19 protein-coding genes are annotated in these 17,724 nt (G+C 68.9%); 16 read left to right on the top strand and 3 right to left on the bottom strand.

Features of this window, described 5'->3' with window-relative positions; genetic code table 11:
- Positions 1 to 58 precede the first annotated feature (58 nt).
- Positions 59 to 961: a tRNA (adenosine(37)-N6)-dimethylallyltransferase MiaA gene (gene miaA / locus ACFVV0_RS12795; protein ID WP_387063581.1), complete on the top strand. Its 903-nt coding sequence runs from the start codon at positions 59 to 61 to the stop codon at positions 959 to 961.
- Between the two features lie 2 nt (positions 962 to 963).
- Positions 964 to 1,845 (top strand): diaminopimelate epimerase, encoded by an 882-nt coding sequence (gene dapF / locus ACFVV0_RS12800; protein ID WP_387063401.1) that lies wholly within the window; start codon positions 964 to 966, stop codon positions 1,843 to 1,845.
- Between the two features lie 25 nt (positions 1,846 to 1,870).
- Here the strand turns inward: dapF and ACFVV0_RS12805 are convergent, their stop codons facing one another.
- Positions 1,871 to 2,485, bottom strand: coding sequence for a class I SAM-dependent methyltransferase (locus ACFVV0_RS12805; protein WP_387063404.1), 615 nt, complete (start codon positions 2,483 to 2,485; stop codon positions 1,871 to 1,873).
- Positions 2,486 to 2,542: 57 nt separating this feature from the next.
- On the opposite strand from ACFVV0_RS12805, the gene hflX reads away from it, so the two are divergent.
- The 4 genes from hflX (at position 2,543) to ACFVV0_RS12825 (ending at position 8,127) form a co-directional block, all read left to right on the top strand.
- A complete protein-coding gene (gene hflX, locus ACFVV0_RS12810) occupies positions 2,543 to 4,072 on the top strand; it encodes a GTPase HflX (protein WP_387063407.1) in 1,530 nt (509 codons plus the stop codon).
- A gap of 242 nt (positions 4,073 to 4,314) precedes the next feature.
- Positions 4,315 to 5,310: a methylenetetrahydrofolate reductase gene (locus ACFVV0_RS12815; protein ID WP_387063410.1), complete on the top strand. Its 996-nt coding sequence runs from the start codon at positions 4,315 to 4,317 to the stop codon at positions 5,308 to 5,310.
- Positions 5,307 to 7,658: a 5-methyltetrahydropteroyltriglutamate--homocysteine S-methyltransferase gene (metE, locus tag ACFVV0_RS12820; protein ID WP_387063413.1), complete on the top strand. Its 2,352-nt coding sequence runs from the start codon at positions 5,307 to 5,309 to the stop codon at positions 7,656 to 7,658. The genes ACFVV0_RS12815 and metE overlap by 4 nt, the downstream gene beginning before the upstream one ends.
- Positions 7,659 to 7,776: 118 nt before the next feature.
- The gene (locus tag ACFVV0_RS12825) at positions 7,777 to 8,127 is read left to right on the top strand and encodes a metallopeptidase family protein (RefSeq protein WP_387063415.1); all 351 of its coding nucleotides are present in this window, start codon (positions 7,777 to 7,779) and stop codon (positions 8,125 to 8,127) included.
- A gap of 39 nt (positions 8,128 to 8,166) precedes the next feature.
- Here ACFVV0_RS12825 and lexA read toward each other — a convergent pair whose 3' ends face one another.
- Positions 8,167 to 8,856, bottom strand: coding sequence for a transcriptional repressor LexA (lexA, locus tag ACFVV0_RS12830; protein ID WP_387063417.1), 690 nt, complete (start codon positions 8,854 to 8,856; stop codon positions 8,167 to 8,169).
- A gap of 265 nt (positions 8,857 to 9,121) precedes the next feature.
- Here lexA and ACFVV0_RS12835 point away from each other — a divergent pair, with 265 nt between their 5' ends.
- From ACFVV0_RS12835 to ACFVV0_RS12860, 6 genes are all read left to right on the top strand, one after another.
- Positions 9,122 to 9,502, top strand: a complete 381-nt coding sequence (locus tag ACFVV0_RS12835; RefSeq protein ID WP_387063420.1) for a LysM peptidoglycan-binding domain-containing protein — start codon at positions 9,122 to 9,124, stop codon at positions 9,500 to 9,502.
- Positions 9,503 to 9,576: 74 nt separating this feature from the next.
- The gene (locus tag ACFVV0_RS12840) at positions 9,577 to 10,740 is read left to right on the top strand and encodes a histidinol-phosphate transaminase (protein ID WP_387063422.1); all 1,164 of its coding nucleotides are present in this window, start codon (positions 9,577 to 9,579) and stop codon (positions 10,738 to 10,740) included.
- The gene (gene hisB / locus ACFVV0_RS12845) at positions 10,737 to 11,339 is read left to right on the top strand and encodes an imidazoleglycerol-phosphate dehydratase HisB (protein ID WP_387063427.1); all 603 of its coding nucleotides are present in this window, start codon (positions 10,737 to 10,739) and stop codon (positions 11,337 to 11,339) included. The genes ACFVV0_RS12840 and hisB overlap by 4 nt, the downstream gene beginning before the upstream one ends.
- Entirely contained in the window at positions 11,336 to 11,968 is a 633-nt protein-coding gene (hisH, locus tag ACFVV0_RS12850) for an imidazole glycerol phosphate synthase subunit HisH (protein WP_387063429.1), read from the top strand. The genes hisB and hisH overlap by 4 nt, the downstream gene beginning before the upstream one ends.
- A 71-nt stretch (positions 11,969 to 12,039) precedes the next feature.
- Positions 12,040 to 12,786, top strand: a complete 747-nt coding sequence (gene priA, locus ACFVV0_RS12855) for a bifunctional 1-(5-phosphoribosyl)-5-((5-phosphoribosylamino)methylideneamino)imidazole-4-carboxamide isomerase/phosphoribosylanthranilate isomerase PriA (RefSeq protein ID WP_387063432.1) — start codon at positions 12,040 to 12,042, stop codon at positions 12,784 to 12,786.
- The gene (locus ACFVV0_RS12860) at positions 12,770 to 13,642 is read left to right on the top strand and encodes an SseB family protein (protein WP_387063435.1); all 873 of its coding nucleotides are present in this window, start codon (positions 12,770 to 12,772) and stop codon (positions 13,640 to 13,642) included. The genes priA and ACFVV0_RS12860 overlap by 17 nt, the downstream gene beginning before the upstream one ends.
- Positions 13,643 to 13,661: 19 nt before the next feature.
- Here ACFVV0_RS12860 and ACFVV0_RS12865 read toward each other — a convergent pair whose 3' ends face one another.
- Complete coding sequence (locus ACFVV0_RS12865; protein ID WP_387063438.1) at positions 13,662 to 14,900, bottom strand: MFS transporter; 1,239 nt, start codon at positions 14,898 to 14,900, stop codon at positions 13,662 to 13,664.
- Between the two features lie 78 nt (positions 14,901 to 14,978).
- Between ACFVV0_RS12865 and ACFVV0_RS12870 the strand changes: the two genes are divergently transcribed.
- Genes ACFVV0_RS12870 through ACFVV0_RS12885 form a run of 4 tightly spaced genes read left to right on the top strand, consistent with a single transcriptional unit; the run spans position 14,979 to position 17,698 of the window.
- Complete coding sequence (locus tag ACFVV0_RS12870; RefSeq protein ID WP_387063441.1) at positions 14,979 to 15,854, top strand: LysR family transcriptional regulator; 876 nt, start codon at positions 14,979 to 14,981, stop codon at positions 15,852 to 15,854.
- A 53-nt stretch (positions 15,855 to 15,907) separates the two neighbouring features.
- Positions 15,908 to 16,234, top strand: a complete 327-nt coding sequence (locus ACFVV0_RS12875) for a nuclear transport factor 2 family protein (RefSeq protein ID WP_387063444.1) — start codon at positions 15,908 to 15,910, stop codon at positions 16,232 to 16,234.
- 39 nt (positions 16,235 to 16,273) lie between these two features.
- Complete coding sequence (locus tag ACFVV0_RS12880) at positions 16,274 to 17,077, top strand: class I SAM-dependent methyltransferase (RefSeq protein WP_387063448.1); 804 nt, start codon at positions 16,274 to 16,276, stop codon at positions 17,075 to 17,077.
- A 45-nt stretch (positions 17,078 to 17,122) separates the two neighbouring features.
- Positions 17,123 to 17,698 (top strand): HhH-GPD-type base excision DNA repair protein, encoded by a 576-nt coding sequence (locus tag ACFVV0_RS12885; RefSeq protein WP_387063451.1) that lies wholly within the window; start codon positions 17,123 to 17,125, stop codon positions 17,696 to 17,698.
- The last annotated feature ends 26 nt before the right edge of the window (positions 17,699 to 17,724 follow it).

The raw sequence follows: 17,724 nt of genomic DNA on the forward strand, positions 1-17,724 counted from the left end.
GAAGCGCGACCACGCGGCTGGGGGAACGGCGTCTCCCACAGACGAGAGTGCCCCTCCGATCGTCGCCATCGTCGGGCCGACCGGCACAGGGAAGACCGATCTGTCGCTGACCCTGGCCGAGCGTCTGCGCGCACGAGGACGCGACGCGGAGGTCGTCAACGCCGACGCGATGCAGCTCTACCGCGGCATGGACATCGGCACCGCGAAGATCCCGCCGTCGGAGTGGCGAGGGGTGCCGCACCACCTGTTCGACGTTCTCGATGTGACCGATGAGGCGACGGTTGCGCGCTACCAGCCGCAGGCACGAGCGGCGATCGAGGCGGTCCAGGCGCGCGGGGCGGTCCCGATCCTCGTCGGCGGCTCGGGCCTCTACGTGTCGAGCGTGATCTTCGATTTCCGGTTTCCCGGCACAGACCCGGTGCTGCGCGAGAAGCTCGAGGCCGACCTCGCGGCGCTCGGACCGGGCATCCTGTACCAGCGCCTCCACGACGCAGACCCCGCGGCGGCGAGAAACATCGGTCCGAGCAACGGACGGCGCCTGGTGCGCGCCCTCGAGGTCGTCGCCCTCACGGGAGAGCCGGTGAGCGCATCCCTGCCCGAGGAGCCCGTGCCGTGGCGTCCGGTCCGGGTGCTCGGGCTCAGTGCGCCGCGCGCCGAGCTGACCGCCCGACTGGATGCCCGGGTCGAGCGCATGTGGGACGACGGGCTCCTCGACGAGGTCGCGTCCCTCATCCCGCGCGGCCTCGAACGGGGCGTGACCGCGAGCCGGGCGATCGGCTACGCGCAAGCTCTCGCCGAGCTGCGCGGGGAGCTGACGCGGGCCGAGGCGATCGCCCAGACACAGCAGCTCACGCGGCGATATGCGCGGCGGCAGGTCAGCTGGTTCAAGCGCTACCCGGGCATCGAGTGGCTGGAATACGACGACCCCGAGCTGGGCTCAGCAGCTCTCGATAGGCTGTGACCATGGCGATCACGCTCAACTTCACCAAAGGCCACGGCACCGGAAACGACTTCGTCCTGTTCTCCGACCCCGATGGCCTGATCGACCTGAGCGCGAGCCAGATCGCCGAGATCTGCGACCGGCATTTCGGAGTCGGCGCCGACGGGATCATCCGCGCGGTGCGGTCGAAGCACCTGCCGGAGGGTGTCGAGGCGCTCGCCGAAGACGAGACCGCCGAGTGGTTCATGGACTACTACAACGCCGACGGATCGGTCGCCGAGATGTGCGGCAACGGCATCCGCGTGTACGTGCGCTACCTGATCGAGTCCGGCCTCGTCGAGCTCGCCGACGGCGACACGCTCGCGATCGGCACTCGCAGCGGCGTTCGCGATGTGCAGCGCAATCTGACCGGCTTCCAGGTGGATCTCGGTCGCTGGGCCCTCGACGGCGGCGAGCCGCTGGTGCGGGCGAAGGAGCTCCCGGTCGCACGGCCGGGCCTCGGGATCGACGTGGGCAATCCACATGTCGTGGTCGCGGTCGCCGACGACTCGGAGCTGGATGCTGCCGACCTCACCTACATCCCGCAGATCGAGCCCACTCCGGAGGACGGCGCGAACGTCGAGTTCGTCGTGCCGCGAGACCCGCTGGTGAAAGACGGAGTCGGACGCATCCGGATGCGCGTGCACGAGCGCGGAAGCGGCGAGACGCTCTCCTGCGGAACCGGAACGGCGGCGGCCGCGTTGGCGGTGCGCTACTGGGCCGGAAGCGGCGCGCCGAACATGTGGCGCGTGGATGTTCCGGGCGGCACGGTCAGCGTGCGGATGTTCCCGACGGAGGACGGCGAGCACGTCGCACTCTCGGGCCCAGCAGAGCTCGTCTACACGGGCACCCTCGAACTCGCGTAGCGCCGCCCGGCCCTACCGCGCGCAGTCAGTCCGCGGCGCGGCGCGACCGCAGCACGCGATAGCCCTTGGACGTCGCCGCGCGCGTGGTGTTCAACTGGGGGAAGGTGGTCTGCATCCAGCGGTGCAGCGAATCCGACCCGAGGTTGCGCTGCACGACCAGCCACGCGTCCGAGCCGGGCTCGAGCCGCGGCATCCACTTCTCCAGCAGGTTGTGCAGCTCGTTCTTGCCGACCCGGATGGGCGGATTGGACCAGATCGTCGTGAAAAGCACGTCATCGGGAACATCGGCGGGCAGGGATGTGTTTACATTGGTGAGTCCGAGCTTCTGCGCGTTCCTGCGCACCACATCCAACGCTCGGGTATTGACATCGACGGCCCAGACGGTCGCGTGAGGGGATTCGAGAGCAAGTGTGAGAGCCAGAGGCCCCCAGCCGCATCCGAGGTCCAGAAGCTGACCACCGGGCGGCGCGGAGGGGACATGGTCGAGGAGCACTCTCGTACCCGTATCGATGCGCTCGGGGCTGAAGATGCCGTTCGCGGTCGTCAGATCGTACGTCTGTCCAGCGAGGCGGACGGTGATCGGCCGGAGCTTCAGCTCGCTCTCGGGCGCCGAGGAAAAGTAGTGATCTCCGCTGGCCATAAGAGGACCGTACAGGACACCGACGAACTAGGGTTAACCAAGATTCAGGACACACAGATGAGCGAACATACAAGCGAAGAACGAACACAGGCGACCGACGTGGATGTCGTGGCCCGGGTTCTCGCGAACGCCGACACCCACGCGGGTGTCTCGCTGTTCGGGAGGGGCGCACAGGCGCTGCAGACCAGCCATGTCGACGACACCGGTCTCGACGGCGAGCAGTACGAGCGCGAGGAGCGCGCGGCGCTTCGCCGCGTAGCCGGACTGTCCACCGAGCTCGAAGACGTCACAGAGGTCGAGTACCGGCAGCTGCGACTCGAGAACGTCGTCCTCATCGGCGTCTACTCGCAGGGTTCCCTGCAAGACGCCGAGAACTCGATGCGCGAGCTGGCGGCACTGGCCGAGACGGCGGGCGCTGTCGTGCTCGACGGGCTGTTGCAGCGCCGACCGCATCCGGATGCCAGCACCTACCTCGGCAAGGGCAAGGCTCAAGAACTGGCCGGCATCGTGGCGGCACTCGGCGCAGACACCGTGATCGCGGACACCGAACTGGCTCCCAGCCAGCGCCGTGCCCTCGAAGACGTGGTGCGCGTCAAGGTGATCGACCGCACGGCGGTCATCCTCGACATCTTCAGCCAGCACGCCAAGAGCCGAGAAGGCAAGGCTCAGGTCGAGCTCGCGCAGCTCGAGTACCTCCTGCCGCGTCTGCGCGGCTGGGGCGAGTCGATGTCCCGGCAGGCCGGTGGTCAGGTCGGTGGCGCGGGAGCCGGCATGGGATCCCGTGGACCCGGTGAGACGAAGATCGAGCTGGACCGGCGGCGCATCCACACGCGCATGGCGAAGCTGCGCAAGCAGATCACCGGGTTCAAGCCGGCGCGAGAGGCGAAGCGGGCAAACCGACGCCGCAACTCGGTGCCGTCGGTCGCGATCGCCGGTTACACGAACGCGGGCAAGTCGAGCCTGCTCAACCGCATCACCAAGGCGGGCGTGCTTGTCGAGAACGCACTGTTCGCGACTCTCGACTCCACGGTGCGCAAGTCGATCACGGCGGACGGCCGCCTGTACACGCTCGCCGACACGGTCGGGTTCGTGCGCAATCTGCCGCACCAGCTGGTCGAGGCGTTCCGCTCGACGCTGGAAGAGGTCGCCGACTCGGATGTGATCGTGCACGTCGTCGACGGATCCCACCCCGACCCCGCGAGCCAGCTCGCGACGGTGCGGGATGTGATCGGCGAGGTCGGTGCTCGCGAGCTGCCGGAGATCGTCGTCTTCAACAAGGCCGACCTGATCTCCCCGGACGACCGGCTCGTGCTGCGCGGGCTCGAGCCGGGAGCGATCTTCGCCTCGGCCCGGACGGGCGAGGGCATCGACGAGGTGCTCGCCGCGATCGCCCGGCTCCTGCCGGACACGTCGATCGAGATCGAACTGGTCGTTCCGTACGACCGCGGTGATCTCATATCCGCGCTGCACGAGCGGGGCCGGGTGCTGTCGACCGAGTACGTCGAGGACGGCACGCGCGTCACGGCGCGCATCCAGCCCGAGTTCGAGTCGGTGTTCGAAGCGTTCGCGGTCGTGCCCGCGAACTGAATTCCGATCTCCGCCTGAAGGCCGGACGGAACATCCTGTGTCGATTGATGACATGCGCTGTTCCGTCCGGCCTTCTTCGTTGCTAGATTTGCCATTCAACCGAAGCGGGCGACCGACTCGGTGGTGCGACAGCCGAGCCCGGCAACCGCCCGCGACAACTCCGATACCGGGGTTGTACGACCCTGACCGGGACGAGCGCGGCCGAGAGAGCGGCGCTCGTCGCCTCCACCATCGAGGAAGACATGAGCTGTAGCACCGCGCGGTTCTCCTTCGAGCTGTATCCGCCCCGCAACGCGGCGACTGCCGCGGCACTGCCGGCGACGATCGATCGGCTCGCGGCCGCGCATCCCGAGTTCATCTCGGTCACGTACGGGGCGAACGGATCGTCCCGCACGTCCTCCCTCGAGGTGCTCCGCTACATCCTCGACAACACCGAGGTCAGCCCGATGGCCCACCTCACCTGCGTCGGGTCGACGCACGCCGAGACCAACCGGCTGATCCGCGAGTACATGGATGCGGGCATCCGGCGCTTCCTCGCGGTTCGCGGAGACCCGCCCGCCGATGCGCCCGTCGGAGACAGCGGCCTCGGCGAGTTGCGGAGCTCGAGCGAGCTCGTGCAGCTGATCCACCGCGTTCAGGCCGAGCGCGTGCCGTACCAGGAGGTGCCGGTGCCGGGGCTGCCCGGCGCGCGCGAGGTCGACACCGGACGCGAGCGGGTGCAGATCGCCGTCGCCGCGTTTCCGAACGGCCACCCCAACTCGCGGTCGGCGAGTCAGGACATCGACACGCTGCTCGCCAAGCAGGCCGCGGGTGCGAACCTCGGCATCACCCAGCTGTTCTTCCACCCCGAGGACTACCTGAGCTTCGCGCAGCGGGCCAGGGAGGCGGGAGTGCTCTTCCCGATCCTGCCCGGCATCATGCCGGTGACGAGCCCGGCGCGGCTGAAACGGATGCTCGAACTCAGCGGCGAGGACCTTCCGAGCGAGCTCGCCATACAGCTCGAGATCGAACCGACCGAGGAGGGCCAGCGCGAGATCGGCATCACCTGGGCGACCGACTTCGCACAGCGCCTGCTCGATGGCGGTGCGCCGGGCATCCATCTGTACACGTTCAACCGGCACGAGGCCGTTCTCGCGGTCCTCGACCGGATCGGCCTGCTCCCGGAGACGACCTCCGGCGGCACGGCACCGCTCAGCACGACCACTGACAGCACCACCACCGAAAAGGAATCAGCATGACCGACACGACCACCCGACCCGGCTTTCCCACGGGCACGATCATCGGCTACCCGCGTATCGGGCGTCGGCGTGAGCTCAAGAAGGCGGTCGAGAGCTTCTGGGCCGGAGCGACCTCCGCGGACGAACTCGAGACGACCGCGGCGCAGCTGCGCGCAGCGACGCGTGAGCGCCTGGCCGATCTCGGCCTGGGTCGCACCGACGCGTCGATCCCCGAGAGCTTCAGCTACTACGACCAGGTCCTCGATGCGGCCGTGACCGTCGGCGCCATTCCGTCGCGGTTCGCCTCGCTCGCCGATGAGTCCGGCGCCATCGACCTGGCCGGCTACTTCACCATCGCCCGCGGCGAGGGGGACAACGCCCCACTCGAGATGACCAAGTGGTTCGACTCCAACTACCACTACCTCGTTCCGGAGATCGGCCCGGAGACCGACTTCCGTCTGGCCTCCGACCGGATCGTGCGCGAGTTCGAGGAGGCCTCGGCGGCCGGCTACGTCACGCGTCCGGTGATCGTCGGACCGGTCACCTTCCTTCTGCTCAGCAAGGCGAGCGACGAGGCGCCCGAGGGCTTCCATCCGCTCTCCCGGCTGGCCGACCTGCTGCCGGTCTACCAGCAGCTGCTGTCGCGCTTGGCGGCCGCCGGAGCACCGTGGGTGCAGTTCGACGAGCCGGCGCTCGTCAGCGAGAGCATCGACGAGGACCGCGCAGCGGTTCTGGATGCGGTGGCCACCGCATACGCCGCTCTCGGCTCGGTCGCCGGCCGCCCGGGTCTCTTCGTCGCTGCGCCGTACGGCAGCCTCGACGACGCCCTTCCTGTGCTCGCCGCGTCGCCGGTGGAGGCCCTGTCGCTCGACCTGGTGCGCGGATCGGTGCCGACAGGGCTCGACGCGGCCACCGCATCCGCTCTCAGTGCCAAGACGCTGGTCGGTGGTGTGATCGATGGCCACAACATCTGGCGAGGTGACCTCGAGGCGGCCTTCGGCACGCTCACGGAGCTGTTGGCGCTCAGCCCGGTGGTGACCGTCTCGACGTCGACCTCGCTGCTGCATGTCCCGCACGATGTGGACGACGAGCCCGCGCTCGGCGACCAGCTGAAGAGCTGGCTCGCCTTCGCGGACCAGAAGGTCGCGCAGGTCGCCACGCTCGCCCGTGGGCTGGAGGACGGTCACGAGGCGATTCAGGAGGAGCTGAGCGCTGCCTCTGCCGCGCTCGCCGATCGGGCATCCGCCCCGGGTGTGCGCGACGCGGCCGTGCGCGCACGGACCGCCGCGCTGACCGCCGAGGACTTCTCGCGTGGTGAGTACGCCGACCGCCTGGAGGCTCAGGATGCGGCACTCGGCCTGCCGTTCCTTCCCACGACCACCATCGGCTCCTTCCCGCAGACCGGGGACATCCGCCGCGCGCGCGCACAACTGGCGAAGAGCGTCATCAGCGAGGCGGAGTACATCGGCCTCATGCAGGCCGAGATCAAGCGCGTGGTCGAGCTGCAGGAGGAGATCGGCCTCGACGTGATCGTGCACGGCGAGCCGGAGCGCAACGACATGGTGCAGTACTTCGCCGAGAACCTCGACGGATTCGCGGTGACGCAGAACGGCTGGGTCCAGTCGTACGGCAGTCGCTGTACGCGCCCGTCGATCCTCTGGGGGGACGTCTCTCGGCCCGCGCCGATCACCGTCGACTGGTCGGTGTACACGCAGACCCTCACCGAGAAGCCGGTCAAGGGGATGCTCACGGGCCCGGTGACGATCCTGGCCTGGTCGTTCGTGCGCGACGACCAGCCGCTCGGCGACACCGCACGGCAGGTGGCACTCGCCCTCCGCGATGAGATCGCCGATCTGGAGGCCGCAGGCATCCGGGTCGTCCAGGTGGACGAGCCGGCGCTTCGCGAGCTGCTGCCGCTCAAGGATGCGGACCACGCCGAGTACCTCGACTGGTCGGTGGGCTCGTTCCGGCTCGCGACTGCCGGCGTTCGGGATGCGACGCAGATCCACACCCACCTCTGCTACTCCGAGTTCGGAGTGGTGATCGACGCGATCCGCAACCTGGATGCGGACGTCACCAGCATCGAGGCGGCGCGCTCGCGCATGGAGGTCGTCCACGACATCCAGACGTCGGGCTTCGAGCACGGAATCGGGCCGGGCGTCTACGACATCCACTCGCCGCGCGTGCCGTCTGTCGCCGAGGTGACCGAGCTGCTGGAAACGGCTCTCAGCGCGATCCCGGGCCGGCAGCTGTGGGTGAACCCGGACTGCGGTCTCAAGACGCGCGGCTACGACGAGACGGTCGCGTCCTTGAAGAACATCCTGGAGGCGACGCGCGCCGTCCGCGAGAAGTCGGGCGTGCCCGCGTAGCGGTCTTCCGTCCTGTCGCGACGACGGAGATCCGGGCGAGTCCTGCTCGGATCTCCGTCGTCACGGAGGTCTCGTCGGCGCGTCGCCCGATTCCTCCTTCGTTTGAGAGGATGAGCGCATGGTCGAGATCTCGGACGCGGACTTCGAAGCGATGGTCGGTGAGATCTACGACAGTCTTCCCGACGACATGATCGGGCCGTTGGAGAATGTGGCGATCCTGATCGAGGACCAGCCGGCCGGCGCGCGGCCACGCCTGTACGGCCTGTACAGCGGGCATCCCCTCACCGGCCGCGGCGTCTACGGGTTCGGCGAACTGCCCGACCGCATCACGCTGTACAAGAACAACCTTGCTGAGCACAGCAGGGATCGGGATGAGCTGCGCGCGCGAGTGCGCGTGACGCTCGTCCACGAGATCGGGCACTACTTCGGGCTGGATGACGCCCGGTTGCAGGAGCTCGGCTGGGCGTGAACCCGACCGAGCCGGTCGAGCCCGAACCGGCCGTTCCCCCTAGACGGCGCGGAGGACCGCGACGACTTTGCCGAGCACCTGCGCGAAGTCGCCCAGGATCGGCTCGAAGTTCGAGTTGCGGGGCAGGAGCCAGGTGTGGCCGTCGCGCTGACGGAAGACCTTCACGGTGGCCTCCTCGTCGAGCATCGCTGCGACGATGTCGCCGTTCTCCGCCGTGTTCTGTGTGCGCACGACCACCCAGTCGCCGTCGCAGATCGCCGCGTCGATCATCGACTCTCCGACCACCTTCAGCATGAACAGTTCGCCGTTGCCGACGAGCTGGCGGGGGAGCGGATAGACCTCTTCCACTTGCTGCTCGGCGGTGATCGGGACACCGGCGGCGATACGGCCGACCAGGGGCACCATCGCCGCGTCGCCGACGGGGATCTGGCTCTCGAAGTCCGTCGACTCGGACGCGGGCGACGGCACGTCGATCAGGATCTCGAGCGCGCGTGGCCGGTTCGGATCGCGGCGCAGGTAGCCGCTCAGCTCGAGCTGGTTGAGCTGGTGGGTCACGCTGGAGAGTGAGGACAGGCCGACGGCGTCACCGATCTCGCGCATGCTCGGCGGATAGCCTCGCTGGCTCACCGATCGGCTGATGACCTCGAGGATGGCGAGCTGCTTCTCGCTCAGGCTCTTGCGACGGCGGGTGCCTCCGCGTTCGCGCCCTGCCTGGTTGTCGTTCGACACTGTCGTCCCCTTCTTGACCCGCCTGGCGCATCCGGCCCGCCCGAATGTCGGTGGTGCCTGGTTGAGTGAACTCCAGACAATCGAAACTGTATCCACGATGATCAGCTAAAACAAACATATGTTCGAGCGTGTCTCGAATCTGTTCGATGTTTCGGCCGTATCGACGTGGTTGTGGTTTCGAACATTCGAAGATATATTCGGAACACAGCTTCGCATCCGGACTGCCGGCCAAGCACCGGGTGCGGAATCTTAGGAGGTCAAGACCATGAGCACAGCAACGGTCACGATGTCGCCGTTCACCCCGTCCGCGACGGCGGCAGCAGGTTCCGCGGGCGCCACGCGCCTGCGCCTTACGCGCCGGGGGCGCGTGGTCCTCACTTCTCTGGCCGCCATCCCGCTCGTGGTCGGTGCGCTGTTCTTCGCTCTCAACGGCGGAGGAGCGGTCGCGACCGGCGATCAGGTGAACGTGCAGTTCCACTACGTCACGGTCGAGTCGGGGCAGTCGCTCTGGAGCATCGCCGAGACGGTCGCACCGAGCGCCGATCCGCGCGACGTCATCGCCGATATCGTGTCGCTGAATCAGCTCGAATCCGCTGTCGTCTCACCGGGGCAGCGCATCGCGATCCCGTCGCAGTACGAGCGCTAGCCCTGCCGCAGCAGGCGTCGTCGGTCGGCCGGCTCAAGGGCTCCGCGCTCTGTCTCGGCAACTACGATGAATGGGTGACTTCTCTTTCCGATCTCCCGATCCGTGATGATCTGCGGGGCAAGACTCCGTACGGTGCGCCCCAGAAGGTCGTGCCCGTTGCTCTGAACGTGAACGAGAACACGCATCCGGTGCCCGACGATGTCGCGGCCGACATCGTCGCGCGGGTGGCGAAGGCGATCGGCGGAGTCAACCGTTACCCCGATCGAGAGTTCACCGAACTCCGCGAGAGCCTTGCCGACTACCTAGGACACGGGCTGACGGCGGAGAATCTCTGGGCGGCGAACGGGTCGAACGAGGTCATCCAGCAGATTCTGCAGGCATTCGGCGGCCCTGGCCGGAGCCTCCTCGGGTTTGCCCCGACATACTCCATGTACCCGCTTCTCGCGGCCGGCGCGGGCACCGCCTACGTGGCGGGCGAGCGAGACGCTGACTTCGAACTCTCCCCGGAGACCGCTGCAGCGGAGATCCGGCGCCTCGACCCCGACATCGTCATCCTCTGCGCTCCCAACAATCCCACGGGAACGCCCCTGTCGATCGAGACGATCGAAGCAGCCTACGACGCGGCGCGCGGAATGGTCGTGGTCGACGAGGCATACGCCGAATTCATGCCCGACGACGCTCCGTCGGCACTGACGCTGCTCCCGGGACGCCCGCGGCTCCTGGTCTCGCGCACCATGAGCAAGGCGTTCGCCTTCGCCGGAGCTCGTGTCGGCTACCTGGCGGCGGATCCGGCGGCGGTGGATGCGCTCCGCCTCGTGCGGCTGCCGTACCACCTCTCCGCGCTCACCCAGGCCGCCGCCATCGCGGCGCTCGCGCACGCCGACGAGATGCTCGCGATGGTCGGCGAGATCCGGGATCAACGTGACCGCCTCGTGACGCAGCTCGCCGCGCTGGGATACAAGCCGCACCGCAGCGGCAGCAACTTCGTGCTGTTCGGCGGGGTGGCCGATCCGAACGCCGTCTTCGAGGCGCTGCTCGCACAGGGTGTGCTCATCCGCGACGTCGGCATCCCGGGCCACCTCAGGGTCACCGCGGGGACCGAAGCCGAGACGACGGCCTTCCTCACGGCACTCGCCTCCCTCGGGCGGCCGGATGCACAGGCCGCGGCTTCCGCCCCGGCGGCGACCACTGCTCCCAACGGGGACGCGGGCGCCGTGACAGTAGGCTCGCAGTCATGAGCAACCGCACGGCCACACTGCAGCGCGAGACCAGCGAGTCGAGCATCGACCTGAGCCTCGACCTCGATGGGAGCGGCGAGACCGACATCGAGACCTCGGTGCCGTTCTTCGACCACCTGCTGACCGCCTTCGCGAAGCACTCCCTCACCGACCTGCGTGTGCGCGCGAGCGGCGACACCCACATCGACGTGCACCACACGGTCGAAGACATCGGGATCGTGCTCGGCCAGGCGATCAAGAAGGCACTGGGCGACAAGCGCGGCATCTCCCGCTACGGGGATGCGCTCGTGCCACTCGACGAGGCGCTGGTGCAGGCCGTCGTCGACATCTCGGGCCGTCCGTACCTCGTGCACTCGGGGGAGCCCGCGGGCTTCGAGTTCCACCTGATCGGCGGTCACTTCACGGGGTCGATGCTGCGCCACGTCTTCGAGGCGATCGCGTTCAACGCGGCGATCACCACGCACCTCACCGTGCTCGGCGGACGCGATCCGCACCACATCGCCGAGGCGGAGTTCAAGGCGTTCGCGCGAGCCTTCCGTCAGGCCAAGGCGCTCGACCCGCTGATCACAGGCATCCCGTCGACGAAGGGGGCGTTGTGAGTCGTCCGGATGTCGTCGTCTACGACTACGGTTCAGGCAACGTCCACTCGGCGGCCAAGGCCCTCGAGGCGGCCGGGGCCGCTGTCGAGCTGACCGGCGACCGGGCGCGCGCCCGTGAGGCCGCCGGGCTGGTCGTTCCAGGTGTCGGGGCGTTCAGTGCAGTGATCGACGCGCTCCGCGCATCCCGCGGCGACGAGGTCATCGATCGCAGGCTCGCCGGAGGTCGCCCGGTGCTGGGCATCTGCGTCGGGATGCAGGTGCTGTTCGATCGCGGCGTCGAACGCGGCTCCGACTCGGAAGGTCTCGGCGAGTGGCCGGGCCGGATCGAGCGGCTCGACGCCGACGTGCTTCCCCACATGGGATGGAACACGGTCGACGCGCCGGAGGAGTCGGTGCTGTTCGACGGTCTCCACGACGAGCGCTTCTACTTCGTGCACTCCTATGCCGCCAAGGATTGGACGCTCGATGTGGTTCCGCCGTTCCCCCAGCCGCGCGTAACGTGGGCGCAGCATGGCGGCCGATTCATCGCTGCAGTCGAGAACGGGCCGCTGAGCGCGACGCAGTTCCACCCCGAGAAGTCGGGACAGGCCGGAATCCAGCTGCTGCGCAATTGGATCGGCACGCTCTGAGCGCGACCAGTCGCTAGGATTCTGTGCTTGTGCCGTTCGACGGTGCCTGAAGGTTCATCCGAGGAAGAAACATGAGTGAATTCAACAACACCCCGCGTCTGATCCTGCTGCCCGCGGTGGATGTGGCGGACGGCAAGGCCGTGCGCCTGACGCAGGGCGAGGCGGGCTCGGAGACGAACTACGGCGACCCTGTCGACGCGGCCGAGGAATGGGCCGATCAAGGCGCGGAGTGGATCCATCTGGTCGACCTCGACGCGGCGTTCGGGCGTGGCAACAACCACAGCCTGCTCAAGAAGGTAATCAAGCAGGTGCGTGGCGTGAATGTGGAGCTCTCGGGTGGGATCCGCGACGACGCCTCCCTCAAGTCGGCGCTCGACATCGGCGCCAAGCGCATCAACCTGGGCACCGCGGCGCTGGAGAATCCCGAATGGGCGGCGAACGTGATCGGCCAGTACGGCGAGGCGATCGCGGTCGGCCTGGATGTTCGAGGCACGACGCTCGCAGCACGCGGCTGGACGCAGGACGGCGGTGATCTCTGGAAGGTCCTCGACCGCCTCGAGGGTGCCGGATGCGGGCGCTACGTCGTCACAGACGTCACCAAGGACGGCACGCTGAAAGGACCGAACCTCGACCTGCTGAGACAGATCATGGACCGCACCTCGCGTCCGGTCGTCGCTTCTGGCGGCATCTCGAGCCTCGATGACATCGCGGCGTTGCGCGAGCTCGTCCCCCTCGGCCTGGAAGGGGCGATCGTCGGCAAGGCCCTCTATGCCGGCGCCTTCACGCTGCCCGAGGCGCTGGATGTCGCAGGATACTGACGGCGGAGGATCCGCTGACGGTGCGCAGCGCGGCCCCGGCACGGCGGGCGCGGCGCGCCTGAGCGGGTTCGCCGCACAGCTCGCGGCCGAGGCCGCGGCGGCCCCAGCGGACTCGGCCGGCCACCCCTGGGCGGGCCGGCACTTCGACGACAACGTGTTCGGCGACGACGACGGCGATGCGCCGCCCGAACTGCTCGCCGCCCTTGCCTCCTTCCACGCGGGAGACGCGGGACCGGAAGCGGTCGTGGATGCGGTGCGCGGGTCGCGCCTGCTGATCCCGCTGGTCGCCCAGCTGGGGGAGGCCGGAACGAACGAGCACGGCGTCGCCGTGGACAAGTCCCAGGAGCTCGCGATCGTCACGGTCGCCGGTCCGGACGGCCGCACCGTGCTCCCCGTGTTCTCCTCGGTGGCTGCGATGGGGGCTTGGAATCCACAGGCGCGGCCGGTTCCCGCAGACGGGTCGCGGGTCGCCTTGGCGGCAGCGAGCGAAGACACCGAGCTGGTGGTGCTCGATCCCACCTCGGAGACGGAATTCGTCATCCGCCGGCCCGCGCTGTGGGCGATCGCACAGGGCCTGCCGTGGCTCCCGAGTCACCGCGACCCGGACGTGTTCGCGGCCTTCACCCGCTCGATCGGCTCCGAGCTGGGTGTGCACGACGTGGCGTTGTCCGCCGGCGACCCTGCCGCGCGCCTCGACGGCGAAGAGCTCGTCGTGCGGCTGGAGCTGGCGCGCGGTCTCACTCGCGAAGAGCTGAATGCGGTGCTCGCACGTCTCGCGCAGCGGTGGGCGTCCGACGATGTCATCGCCACCCGCGTCGACTCGCTCCGGGTGCAGCTGGTCGCCACCGACGACTGAAACGCCGGCCGGCTGAGCGCTACGCGCGGGACGTGCGCGCGAGCATCCGGCCACCCGCGAGCAGGCTGAGCGCTCCGACCACGGCGACGAACACCACGAGCACCGGCACGACGGGCCACACGATGAGCGCCACGCCCACCAGGAGCACGGGCACTGCGAGCCCGACGTAGGCGATGAGGAAGATCGCGGCGAGCACCTCTCCCCGGCGCGAGGGCTCGGCCAAGGACGCGGCGACTCCGATCGCCGACCGGAACAGCAGCCCGACCCCCGCTCCGGCGAGCACGCCGCTGACGACGAACACGCTGACCACCGCTGTCAGCACGCCGGCCGCGAGCCCGGTCAATCCCACGACCACCAGGATGAGCGCGAGCTGCAATTGTGCGCGTGCCGACATCCGGGCGAAGACGATCTGCGAGACCGCGGATGCGGCGAAGACACTGAACGGCACGGCGCCCGCGATCAGGCGCGACGTTTCATGCAGGGTTCCGGCGAGCACGCTCGGGGCGAGCGCGGTGAAGAGTCCGAACACCGCGAATCCGGCGAATGCGGCCACGGCGGCGGCCGAGAACGTGCTGCGGGCGCCGGCGGGCAGAGAGATGCGCTGGGGGCGGTATGCGGGCCGCTCCTCGGCACGCTCGACGGTCTCGGGAACGAGCGCGACCGCAACGGCGGCGACAGCGAGGATCACGAGGAACACCGCATACGGGATCACGAGGGGCGACGGCAGGAATTGTGCCAGCGCTCCGGCGATCAGCGGGCCGAGGGCCAGCCCGCCGGTATTGACGACGGTCGAGACCGTTCCGGCCAGGCGCGGGCCTTCCTCCGGCCGGGCGACGGCACGGAGTTCGCTGAGGTGGGCGGTCGCGCTCGCTGTGAGCGCGCCGACGCCGATTCCCGAGACGACGCGGGCGACGAGCAGGCCGCTCACATCGTTCCAGAAGAGGAAGATCACGGCGGCCACGATCTCCAGCGCGATCGCGACCAGCACCATCCGGCGCCGGCCGGCCCAGTCGCTGATGTGTCCGATCAGGAACAGGCTCGCCAGCACGCCGATGGCGTAGGCGGCGAAGATCACCGTCACCACCCAGGTGGGGAAGCCGTCACGCTGCTGATACAGCGCATACAGCGGGGTGGGCAGCGTGGAGAACGCCATCACGGCCAGGAAGGCGGCGGCGATCACCCAGAACCCCGCGCCGTGACGCAGGTGCCAGGATGCTCGGCGGCGGGCGACGGGGATCTCGGGTGCGGTTGTGCTCATGTTTGTATGGTGCGCCTGAATTGCAATCGAGTCCAACGGATATGATCGATCGGCGCGATCGAAGAATACGATGGCGGTATGGAGACGCGTCAGCTCGAATACCTGGTCGCTGTGGCCGAGGAACTCAACTTCACGCGCGCGGCGGAACGAGTGTTCGCCGCGCAGTCGACAGTGTCCGCCGGCATCCGATCGCTCGAACGCGAACTGGGCACCACCCTGTTCGAGCGGGACCCGCAGGGCGTTCGGCTCACCGCGGTGGGCCAGGAGATGGTCGACGCCGCCCGGACGACGCTGGAGGCGAGTGAGCGGATGCGCACCCTCGCCGATCCGCACGCCGGACTCCGAGGGCAATTGCGGGTCGGAACCTTCACCAACCTCACGACCATCGATCTGCCTGGCATCATGGGGGAGTTCCACGAGCGGCACCCCCTCGTCGACCTGCGGCTCGGCCCGTCGCCGACCGGATCGACGGGGCTCGCCGACGATGTGCGGCTCGGCCGGGTCGACGTGGCGTTCATGGGGTTGCCCGGCCGGCTTCCCGGGCTGCGCTATCAGGAACTCATGACGTCGCCGTTCGTCGCGGTGCTGCCTCGGGATCATCCGCTCGCCGGTGGAGAGCGGGTGCGGCTGGCCGATCTGGTCGCCGAGCGGTTCGTGGATGCGAGCGAGGGCTTCGGCAACCGGGTCACCCTCGATCGCAGGCTGTCGGAGCTCGGATTGACCAGGAGAGTCGCGACCGAGGTCTCGGACCTCGGCGAGATCCCACGGTTCGTCGCGGCTCGGCTCGGCGTGGCGGTGATACCCGAGCTGACCGTGCTGCCGGCGGAGGGAGCGGTGGTTCGTCCGCTCGCCGAGCGCGCGGACTGGGTGCTCAGCGCCGTGAGTCGACCGCGGCCGAGCGCGGCGGCCCTCGCGTTGTTCGGGCTGCTCGCCGAGCGGTTCGGCCCCCACTGACTTCTCGAGGCGCAGGGGTTGGCGTGCGGAGCGCACGGGAGCACACTGATCGCATGGAGAACCATCACGTGCCTGCCGCGGTCGCGGCCGCACTCGCCTCGGCGAACGCCCACGACCTCGACGGATTTCTGGACGCTTTCGCCACGGCGGGGTCGGTCGACGACTGGGGACGGGTGTTCACCGGCCGCGAGCAGATCCGCCGCTGGTCCGACGCCGAGTTCATCGGAGTCGGAGTCACCCTCACCGACCTGTCCTACGAATCGGTGGACTCGGGTGTCGCCGTGTCGGCGCAAGTGGGCGGGGACGGGTTCAACGGACCGTCCACGTTCACCTTCACGGTGGGCGACGACGGCATCCAGCGGATGACGATCACCGGCTGACCGGCCGAACGCTCAACCGCATCGGCGCGGTCGACAGACATGAACAGCGCAGGGGTCCCCGACCGGTGGGAGCGCGGTGATGCCTACGAGCGGTACATCGGCCGGTGGAGCCGGCTCGTCGCGGCGCCGTTTCTCGACTGGCTGGGGGAGGGCGCCGATCGTCGGTGGGTCGATGTCGGGTGCGGCACCGGGGCGCTGAGCGAGGCCGTGCTGGCGCGTTTCGCTCCGAGCTCGGTGATCGCCGTCGAGCCCTCGGACGGGTTCCGGGCAGTGGCCGCGGCGGCGGTCGGCTCGCGTGCGACGGTGCTGGCCGGTATGGCGGATGCGCTGCCCCTGCCCGACGAATCGGCCGACGTGCTCGTCTCCGGGCTCGTGCTGAACTTCGTGCCGGATATCCCTGCAGCTCTCGCCGAGCAGCGCCGGGTCGCTCATGCCGGGGCGACGATCGGTGCGTACGTGTGGGACTACGCCGAGGGGATGCAGCTCATCAAGACGTTCTGGGAGGCGGTCGCCGACCTCGAGCCGGGCGACACCGCCCTGGACGAGGGCGCACGATTCCCGATCTGCTCGCCCGGAGCTCTCGTCACCGCGTTCGGCGACGCGGGTCTGGCGGACGCCGACGTCACAGCGATCGAGGTACCGACCGTCTTCGAGAGCTTCGAGGACTATTGGCAGCCGTTCCTCGGCGGCCAGGGCCCGGGACCGGCCTATGCGATGTCGCTCGTCGAGGCGGACAGGATGCGCCTGCGTGAGTTGCTCCGCTCGCGCCTGCCGGTCGCTGCCGATGGCACGATCGCGCTGACAGCGCGCGCGTGGGCCGTGCGCGCATCCGTCACCGCCTGATTCGCGTTCCTGGCCGACGGACACGCCGAGTGCCACGATGGAGCTATGACCAACGACCTCCACATCACCGGGGACGCGGACGCCGACGCCCTGCTCTCCGCCGACCCGCTCGCCTTGCTCATCGGCATGCTGCTCGATCAGCAGGTGCCGATGGAGACCGCGTTCGCCGGACCCGCGAAGCTGCGCGACCGGCTCGGCGGCTTCGACGCCGCGACCATCGCCGGAACCGATCCGGACGAGCTGGCGGCCATCATGAAGCAGACTCCCGCCGTGCACCGCTTTCCGGGATCGATGGCCGCACGGGTGCAGGCCCTCAGCGCGGCGATCGTCGCCGACTGGGGCGGGGATGCGGCGGCGATCTGGACGAAGAACGCTCCCGACGGCGCGGAGGTGCTCGCGCGGCTGAAGGCGTTGCCGGGCTTCGGCGAGCAGAAGGCGAAGATCTTCCTGGCCCTGCTCGGCAAGCAACGCGGGCTGGTCGCGCCCGGGTGGCAGGATGCGGCGGGTGCGTACGGCGAGGCCGGCTGCTACCGCTCGGTGGCCGACATCGTCGATCCGGAGTCGCTCACCAAGGTGCGGGAGACCAAGCGGGCGATCAAGGCCGCCGCGAAGGCGGGCTGATCCCGGCCGGGTGTCGCCGGCTGCCG

It is taken from the genome of Leifsonia sp. NPDC058230, from assembly GCF_042882245.1.
In the GTDB taxonomy this organism is placed as follows: Bacteria; Actinomycetota; Actinomycetes; order Actinomycetales; family Microbacteriaceae; genus Leifsonia.